The following is a 9,300-nucleotide window of genomic DNA, read 5'->3' as shown; positions in this document are numbered from 1 at the left end:
TTCCAGCCTTTTTCAGCAATTGCCTTGGTTGCATTTAATTGAGCAAGGTTTACAGCATCTGTATCATTCTCACCCGCTTTTACATTGGTGATTGCCTTATTACCTGCATTGATGCCGTCTTTGGTGACAGATACACCGTCTGCAGTCAAGCCTTCTTTAGTTAGCTTAGCATTGCCATCACCAAAGTTTACAGAACCCGCCTCTGTAAGATTTAAGGTATTGTTCAGCTCAATTTTTACGCCATCAGTGTTAGCGGTGGTTTTGATATTACTATTTGCACCTGTGATATTTAGCGTTTCACCTAATTTTTTAATGCCTGTGCTTCCATCAGTAGCATTAAAGGTAAGCCCTGTCGTTTTAACAGCATTATCGGACGCCTCAATTTTATTTTTCAGAGTTGTATCAATACCAACAGTGATTTTATTACCAGAAACCGTGGTTGTTACTTCTCCTGCCGTACCAGCAATATCAATGTGTTTCTGATTAGCATTGCTCGCATTTAGGGTTGCAACTGGTGTAGCTGCAGTGCCATTACCAAAAGTAAAGGTTGCACTATCTTTCGCACCTTTCACAAGACTATCCACATACTCTTTATTGGTTGCATCACCATTATTTGTAGGTGTACCAACATTCGTAATCGCTTTGTTCCCAACATTAATACCACTGCTATTAATAATAATATTATTTGCTCCCGCTGGTACTGAAATGCTGTCAAAAGTTGGTGCAGATTTAAAACCAATCAACAAATTGCCACTATTGTCAATAGTTGTATGTAGATTGTTACCTACAAAGCCTGTAGAAGAAGCACCTGACTTCACTGTTACCGTGCTATCTGGTTTCGCTAAGTAGGTTTTATCATCTTGGGCTTTGAAAGTAACGCCTTTTTGCTTAAACGCATTAAAGTCGGTGTTAGAGACAGAATTGGCTGCTTTGGTTAAATTTGCTTTAACTGCATCTGCCAGTTTAAAGGATACTTTGCCATTGGTTGCGGTGGTTACAATCTCGCCAGAAGTGCCTGCAAAGTTGGTCTTAGCTGATAATAAATTTTCCCCTTCAGAATTCTCATCACCTGTATATTCGAATTTCACATTACTTTTTACGCTGTCTTGCACTTTTGTCATATTGACTGCCAGGTCGTAAGTTTTTTGATCTGTACCTGATGGCGTAACTGTGGCGGATTGATCTGTAGATGTCACGATAGTCGCTAGATTTTTCGCAGTTTGATTAGCAATATTCTTCACATCACCAATATTGGCTGCATTCGTATCTGTAGTACCACCAGAAGCAAGATTGGTGATTTGTTTACTATTCATATTCAAATCACCCTTAATGCTTGTAGCACCATTGATTGTCGCTGAGGTTGCACTTAGTGTACCTGCATTAGTCGTTGTTGCGACAACTTTATTGAAGGTTACATTCTCCGCAGTCGCAATACTGATTTCTTTACCTGATTGCGTAAGTTTGATGTTTGTATCCGCTTTATAGGTTACGGTATCACCCAATGCTACTTTGGTAGCTTGAGCAGGGGCTGTGGCTTCGCCAGCACCTTGAGCAATGGTAACGTTCCAGCCTTTATTAGCAATTTCTAATGCTTTATCGTTTTTATTTTGTAAGCCTAAAATCGCAGCATAAAGTTGTGAACCATTGATTGCGTCGGTAGAGTCACTAGAAACCAAACCAGCTGCCACATTTTGAACTTGGCGGCGAATATTTTCAGTGGCAGAACCCACGGAAAAAACATGTTTCTTATCTGTAACAGCCGTAGTCAGTGTGCCATAATTAACATTATTTACTGTGAGTGAAGTTTGTGTTGTCCCATTCGTTGATGCAGATTTATAACCAATTGCAACCGATTCCTCAGGTTGAGCGATGGCATCAACCCCAATAGCTATGCCATTTTTTGTCTTTGTACTAGAGTTACTACCTAAAGCAATACCACCTTCAGAGTTAGTGAAAGAATCCCTACCAATAGCAATACTCTCTACACCGCCAGCTTTTGAATTCGTACCAATGGCAATTTGGGAATATAAAGATTTGTCTCCTCCGCCAGCTATACCTATGGTCGAAGCATTATAACCAATTACAATACCACTCTTTCCTTTTGCTGAAGCGTCATTACCAATTACAATATTATGTGTTTGGACTTGTAAGGTAGCCGTCTCTTTATCACCTTGTACAAATGGTGCCGCTATAGTTGCTGTTGGGCCAATTAAAATATTTTGAGAACGATCACGATTGGGATTATGCCCATCTGCAATATGGTTTGTTTCAATATGAACAGGCTGACCATTTGCCGTGGCTGTGGATATTGCTGCTGCTGAGGCGTCTTCAATTGTAGAAAAACTTGATATCACTGCAGACGATAACAATATACCACTTTTAGTAGTGGTTGACTTCCCTTTCCCCTTGGCTAGCTCTGACACAGCTATCCACATCTGAAGAGATTGATTCCAAATAACTTTGAAAGTTTTATTCATAAAACACCTAATAGCTAATAAAAACCTTGCGATTATAGCCTAAAAAAGAGCCAAAACGTATTTGCAAAGGTAATTTTGATTAAATAAAACTTACACAAAAAATTATAAATTACATTAAATTACAATAATATTTTTCACGATTGAGCGAAGTAAAAAACATATTATTTTTAAAATTTATCCCCCAGTAAAAACTGGAGTACGGAATCCATTCTTAAATGCGGTAACGGCTGATCAAAAGCGACTTGTTTTGGCTCAAACTGATCAAACTCAAAACGATTATATTGCCAATAATTCGCATCAGGCAGACGACTCGGCACACTACCTGGGTAAAGCGTGACCAATTTTTTATCCGAAGAACGTACTCCTCTAATCGCTTTAAATTGTTTGCCCTCTTGAGTAGCGATAACGGCATCAGTGGCTCGAATGGATGCAATTGCTTGATAAGCAGTGTCTATCCCTTCAAAATTGGCAAAACGTCCACCCTCTTGCACTAATTGACGCATTAGGCTTTCTAAATTCGGAATTTGATCGGTCGTGATGTGATCAGCTTTGGTTGCGACAAATAACAGCTTGTCGATATTTGATGAAAATAAACGACTAAAAAGCGAACGATTGCCATAATGGAAATGCTTAAATAGTTGCTGTAAGCCGATTTTCATTTCTAAAAAAGCTTGCTGACTATGATTAAGCGGCGTTAAACAATCAGCTAATATCACCTGACGATCGAACTGGGAAAAATAGTCTTCGTAAAACGGTTTCACTATTTTTTGTTGATAATGTTGATAGCGTTTTTCAAGGGTATGATAAATGCTGTTTTTCGGACTTTCGGCTAATTGTTGCCACGCTTGTTCACTTAAATCAAGTAATGGGAAAAACTGATAGACTGGTGCGCCACGTTCACTATGTGGTAGAACAAATCGCCCCGGTTGAATATATTGCATTCCCATTTCTTTGCATTTTAGTAAGTAAGCGGTGTAATCTTCGCTCAAATCTGCAAGTTGGTTTTCATCCGTTTTTGCAGTTAAATCAAGCTGTTTAACTTGCGATAGCCACGTTTGTGCTAATTCTGCCCGTTCACCTTTATGGACTAATTGTTGAGCTTGCGACCACTCTTTGAATGTCTGTGATAATAAGGGTAAATCTAGCAACCATTCCCCTGGATAATCAAAAATATCAAGATAAAGGGTGCTCGTTTCTTTTAAGTGGCGTAGTAGGCTATCTCGGCGTTGATAACGAATTGCTAAACGAATTTCGCTAATACCCGTTGTTGATGCCGACCAAACAGGAGGATCATTCTCAAACCCTTGACGGTTGCGATCATACTCAAAGCGAGGAATCGTCAAATCGTGCTGTTCAACTCGCTTGACCGATAAAATTTGTCCGTTTTTTGCAGGGGCAAATAAATTAAGATGATCATTATCATTCATATTGATATGCAATAGCTGATCGACCAAGCTGGTAATAAATGCTGTTTTACCACTACGGCTTAGGCCGGTAACGGCAAGACGTAAATGGTTATCTAGGCCACGTTGGACAAATTTATGCAGTTGCTGTTGAATTTGATTAAACATTTTATCTTCTCTTTCTATTTATATTCTCTTTCACAATCGGAGAAAGCGTGAGAATATAACAAAATCTGATCTTAAAATAAAATTTCCCATCACTAAGGCTACATAATGGAAAACGAAATTGAAATAAAAATCATGTTAATCCCTGAAAATATTCCGCTCATTTATCAATGGTTAAATCATCAGAATATCCTTTGCCACGAAACAGAAGAACTCGCAAATTGCTATTACGATACACCCGATCTCTACTTTGCTAAAGAAAAAATGGGGCTTAGAGTACGAAGTAAAAATAATCAGCACGAAATTACCTTAAAAGCCAAGGGGGAAATTACGGGAGGTTTACATATTCGCCCAGAATATAATTTAGCCCTAGAGCATAACTTTCCTGAATTGAAGCGGTTAGTTTCTCATTATAATTTGCAACTTGGTGATATTGAGCAGTTACAACAAAATTTGAAGGCGACTTTTAGTACCGACTTTCAACGAGAAAAATGGGTTGTTGCTTTTAATCAATCGGAAATTGAGATCGCACTTGATCGGGGCTTAATTAAAAATAGTCAAGATGAAGAGCAAATCTGTGAGTTAGAATTTGAACTCAAGCAAGGGAATATCATTGATATTTTAACTTTGCTAGAACAACTTCCTAAACAGAATGGAATATGGTTTAGCAGTTTAAGCAAGGCACAACGTGGCTACTTGGTTGGTTATCCTGACAAAATTGCAAAAGAAATCGAGAAACTGGCCGCTTATTCTGTAGAGAATCACAGTGAGATCGAGACATACCAATTCGCACAACAACTGGCTGATTTTATTCGACTAACGGATTCCGAACCTCTAATCCACCAATATCAACAATTGACTGCTGAAAAGGTTGATTCCGTTGATTATTTCACAAGCCAAGATTATTTTGCTTACAACCTCTCTACCTTAACAAAGATGAATATTAACTCAAATGACTAGAATAAATTTAGTACCGCCAAGTGAATTATGCGATCAGCATTTACTGGCTGAACACCGAGAATTAACTCGAATTCCTAACGCTGTGGCACGTGGAAAATTTAATTTAACGGGTCAGCCCCTTGACTATAAATTAGGAGAAGGACACGTTAGATTCTTTTTCAATAAGCTCACTTTTCTAAAAAATCGCTATGATTTATTGCATCAAGAATGCCAGAAAAGAAATTTTAAGGTGAGTTATATTTGGCCTGGAGATTTGCCTCAAGATCCGACGCTTTGGCTAGATTATATCCCTACCGAAAATGCGTTATTCATCAACAGAAAACGGATAAAAGAAAGAATGCCACTAAAAGCACGTTTTAACAGCATTCCTTTTAACAGCATTCCAATCCAACAAGACAAGATAAAATAGTAAATAAGCGGTCGCATCTTTCATTTTTTTAACAAATTCAGCTAACTCAGAGAGAAGTTAGGTTTGATTGTTGAGATTATGCTCAATAATTTTCACAATCGCAGAACCTGAAATTGTCCCAGCAGCCCCTAATCTCAAGGCGTCTTTCACTTGACTTGGCTGAGCAATCCCGAAACCTTGCAAAAATGGGTTAGAAGCGTATTCATATTGCTTTTCTCATCAATGCTATTTCCGATTAAATGCACTCTTAAGATAGTGCAAGATAAACACTAATCTTTAGATATGACTGTATATGATTTATGAAAAACAATATTTGTTATTTTCAAACCTCTCTTTTTAAAAAATTGACATAGATCATACAAAATTTATCTGCTATAGTTCCCTACGAGCTTTCTGTTGTAAAAAAATGAAAAGACTATGCTATAATTAGCTCGGCTTTCCTTACAGGAAGAAACAAGTTTTGTTTAACTTTAAATATAGGTGGAAAATCTATGGCAATTAAAATTGGTATTAATGGTTTCGGTCGTATCGGTCGTATCGTATTTCGTGCAGCTCAACAACGTGATGATATCGAAGTAGTTGGTATCAACGACTTAATCGATGTTGATTATATGGCATATATGTTGAAATACGATTCAACTCACGGTCGTTTCAACGGTACTGTTGAAGTTAAAGATGGTCAATTAGTTGTAAACGGTAAAGCGATCCGTGTTACTGCTGAGCGTGATCCTGCTAACTTAAAATGGAACGAAATCGGTGTTGATGTTGCGGTTGAAGCAACAGGTTTATTCTTAGATGATGAAACAGCACGTAAACACATCACTGCTGGTGCGAAAAAAGTTGTTTTAACTGGTCCATCTAAAGACAACACACCAATGTTCGTAAACGGCGTAAACTTCGACAAATACGCAGGACAAGATATCGTTTCTAACGCATCTTGTACAACTAACTGTTTAGCACCATTAGCTAAAGTAATCCACGAAAAATTTGGTATTAAAGAAGGCTTAATGACAACAGTTCACGCAACAACAGCAACTCAAAAAACTGTTGATGGCCCATCTGCAAAAGACTGGCGTGGTGGTCGTGGTGCATCACAAAACATCATCCCTTCATCAACAGGTGCAGCAAAAGCTGTAGGTAAAGTATTACCTGCGTTAAACGGTAAATTAACTGGTATGGCTTTCCGTGTTCCGACAGCTAACGTTTCTGTTGTTGATTTAACTGTAAACTTAGAAAAACCAGCAACTTATGCTGAAATCTGTGCAGAAATCAAACGTGCATCTGAAAACGAAATGAAAGGCGTATTAGGCTATACTGAAGATGCAGTAGTATCAACAGACTTCAACGGTGCAGTTGAAACTTCTGTATTCGATGCTGCAGCAGGTATCGCGTTAACAGATACTTTCGTTAAATTAGTATCTTGGTACGATAACGAAACTGGCTATTCAAATAAAGTATTAGATTTAGTTTCTTTAGTACATAACTACAAAGGCTAATACTGATTAGTTTATTGATAATAAAAGCTAGGCTCAATGCCTGGCTTTTTTATTGGAGGATATATTCTTTCAATTTGAAGAAACTCTCCTAGTTAGTATGCGAAACAATCCATTATTAACATAGGAATATAGCTATAATCATTTCATTAATAAAATCTACTTCTAATGCAGGTATTATATGGAATATCATTCATCTCAATCATATCCAGCAAAACGAAAACACAAAGCCCCCACGTTAATTGGGCATCTTATCTTTGCTAGTCGCTGGCTACAATTACCAATGTATTTAGGCTTAATTGTGGTACAGGGTATTTACGCGTATAAATTTATTAAATCATTGTGGGAACTGACGATTAATTTAAAACAGATGGATTCAAATACCATTATGTTGGCTGTGCTTAATCTTATTGATGTCGTCATGATTGCAAACTTACTGGTAATGGTCATTGTTGGAGGTTATGAAATTTTTGTGTCTAAATTACACACAGAAAATCACCCTGATGAACCTGAATGGTTAAGCCACGTCAATGCTTCCGTACTAAAAGTGAAGCTTTCAATGTCAATTATCAGTATCTCTTCCATCCATATGTTACAGACGTTTGTTAATGCGGCAAATATGGATGAAAAAACAATGATGTGGCAATTATTGTTACATTTAGGTTTCTTAGTTTCAGCGCTTGCAATGGCATATACCGATAAAATCTTATACGGAACAAGCCACCAAGGACATTAAAAATAGGTGGGAATATGGGGGCAAAGCAAATTTGCCCCGTTGAAAGTGGAAGTTATTGACCTGAAATTTTCATTTTTTTCTGATCATTAACCATTGCCAATCTGTCGCAAGCATCTTGATATTTTTGCTTACAGGCTTGTTCCCACAAACTTATAGCTTGTTGTTTATTTTGTGGCACACCGTTTCCTGCGTAATAAATTTCCCCTAAGTAATACTGTGCTTGCTTATATCCTTGATTTGCTGATTTTTCTAACCAACTCACCGCTTGCTTATCATCAATAGGGGTAAACTCACTGCCTAAATGATACATTTTACCAAGCTCATATTGTGCTTCGGCACTATTTTGCGTTGTGGCTTGCTCATAAAAAGGAATTGACTTCGCACGTTGTTCTGCTTTTTGTTCCGCTTTCTGATTTTCAGCCTTAATAATTTCTAACGCCTGTTTAGCAATCTCAAGATCTTGCTCTGCGGCTTTTTCATACCAATAAACCGCTTGCTTCATATCTTGCTCAACCCCACGTCCTTGATGATACATAAAACCCAACGCATATTGAGCATTGGCTTCGCCTTGATCTGCAGATTTCTGATACCAACTCACCGCTTGCTTGTCATCTTTCTCAACGCCATCGCCCAAGCTATATTTAACGCCTAAATCATATTGTGCTGACGAATCGCCCTGCTCTGCCGCTTTTTGATACCACATTGCTGCTTGTTTTGGATCTTTAGCTACCCCAGAGCCATTATCATACGCCTGCCCTAGAGCGTGTTGTGCAATGCTGCTTCCCTGTTCAGCCGATTTTTGCAGCCAATAAACCGCCTGCTTATCATCTTGCGGAACCCCTTTTCCTTTTAGGTATAACTTACCCAGTGCATATTGAGCTACATTTTCCCCTTGCTCTGCGGCTTTTTGATACCAAATTGCGGCTTGTTTTTCGTCTTTTTCAACCCCACGCCCATATTCATACGCATAGCCTAAGGAAGATTGTGCTTGGGCATAATTCTGTTCGGCAGATTTTCGATACCAATTTACCGCTTCTTTCATATCTTTCTCAACACCGTATCCAAATTGATAGGCAGAGCCTAACGCATATTGAGCATAAAAATCGCCTTGTAAGGCAGCTTGTTGATACCAATAGAACGCTTGTTTGAGATCTTTCTCCACACCTAGCCCCTTTCGATAGGCAGAACCTAAGGCATATTGCGCTTCCATATTGTTTTGTTTTGCCGCTTTTTGATACAAACTCACCGCTTGTGCTAAATCTTTTTCAAGACCACGCCCTTCTGCATACATAAAGCCTAAGGCATACTGTGCTTCAGCATTGCCTTGTGTTGCAGCTTTTTGATACCAACTCACCGCTTGTTTATCATCTTGATTAACCCCTAATCCATTTTTATACATTAGCCCCAAATTATATTGAGCAACAGGGTCGCCTTGCTCGGCTAAGGGTTGCCACTGGGTTAAAGCGGTGGCGTAATCTTTTTGGTTATATGCCTCCAACCCCTGTTGGAATGGAGTAGAAGCGTAAAGTGCAGGGGTAAAACTCACTGCAAGGGGAATGGCAACTAAAGTGCGACGAATAAAGGTTGAAATTGTCATAAATCTCTCGCTATCTAAGGTAAAAATATTGCCCTATCGCACCGCTTGTAGTTCATACAG

General features: G+C 38.5%; 7 protein-coding genes and 1 pseudogene. 4 read left to right on the top strand and 4 right to left on the bottom strand.

The genetic code is table 11. The annotated features are described in order from the left end of the window. Both A1D26_RS07880 and A1D26_RS07875 read right to left on the bottom strand, forming a co-directional pair. Nucleotides 1–2,477: ESPR-type extended signal peptide-containing protein (locus tag A1D26_RS07880; RefSeq protein WP_269777911.1), on the bottom strand; the 2,477-nt coding region annotated here is incomplete at its 3' end. Between the two features lie 167 nt (nt 2,478–2,644). Then, complete coding sequence (locus A1D26_RS07875; protein WP_157403498.1) at nt 2,645–4,048, bottom strand: YcjX family GTP-binding protein; 1,404 nt, start codon at nt 4,046–4,048, stop codon at nt 2,645–2,647. Between the two features lie 105 nt (nt 4,049–4,153). Here A1D26_RS07875 and A1D26_RS07870 point away from each other — a divergent pair, with 105 nt between their 5' ends. Together A1D26_RS07870 and A1D26_RS07865 are read left to right on the top strand one after the other, a co-directional pair. After that, on the top strand, nt 4,154–5,005 hold the full coding sequence (locus A1D26_RS07870; RefSeq protein ID WP_157403497.1) for a CYTH domain-containing protein: 852 nt from the start codon (nt 4,154–4,156) through the stop codon (nt 5,003–5,005). After that, nucleotides 4,998–5,414 carry a pyrimidine dimer DNA glycosylase/endonuclease V gene (locus A1D26_RS07865; RefSeq protein ID WP_157403496.1) on the top strand — a complete coding sequence of 139 codons (417 nt, stop codon included), beginning with the start codon at nt 4,998–5,000 and terminating at the stop codon, nt 5,412–5,414. The genes A1D26_RS07870 and A1D26_RS07865 overlap by 8 nt, the downstream gene beginning before the upstream one ends. A 57-nt stretch (nt 5,415–5,471) precedes the next feature. On the opposite strand, the pseudogene A1D26_RS07860 reads toward A1D26_RS07865, so the two are convergent. Next, a pseudogene (locus tag A1D26_RS07860) lies at nt 5,472–5,609 on the bottom strand (tryptophan synthase subunit alpha); the annotation flags it as partial. A 296-nt stretch (nt 5,610–5,905) separates the two neighbouring features. On the opposite strand from A1D26_RS07860, the gene gap reads away from it, so the two are divergent. Further along, complete coding sequence (gap, locus tag A1D26_RS07855) at nt 5,906–6,910, top strand: type I glyceraldehyde-3-phosphate dehydrogenase (RefSeq protein ID WP_157393691.1); 1,005 nt, start codon at nt 5,906–5,908, stop codon at nt 6,908–6,910. Nucleotides 6,911–7,088: 178 nt separating this feature from the next. Beyond that, on the top strand, nt 7,089–7,643 hold the full coding sequence (locus A1D26_RS07850; RefSeq protein WP_157403494.1) for a TIGR00645 family protein: 555 nt from the start codon (nt 7,089–7,091) through the stop codon (nt 7,641–7,643). Between the two features lie 52 nt (nt 7,644–7,695). Here the strand turns inward: A1D26_RS07850 and A1D26_RS07845 are convergent, their stop codons facing one another. Continuing rightward, entirely contained in the window at nt 7,696–9,240 is a 1,545-nt protein-coding gene (locus tag A1D26_RS07845; protein ID WP_157403493.1) for an SEL1-like repeat protein, read from the bottom strand. Between the last annotated feature and the right edge of the window lie 60 nt (nt 9,241–9,300).

The organism is Ursidibacter maritimus (assembly GCF_009761395.1).
In the GTDB taxonomy this organism is placed as follows: domain Bacteria; phylum Pseudomonadota; class Gammaproteobacteria; order Enterobacterales; family Pasteurellaceae; genus Ursidibacter; species Ursidibacter maritimus.
Note: the sequence above shows the minus strand (reverse complement) of the source record. Positions and strands in the feature narration are given on the sequence as shown.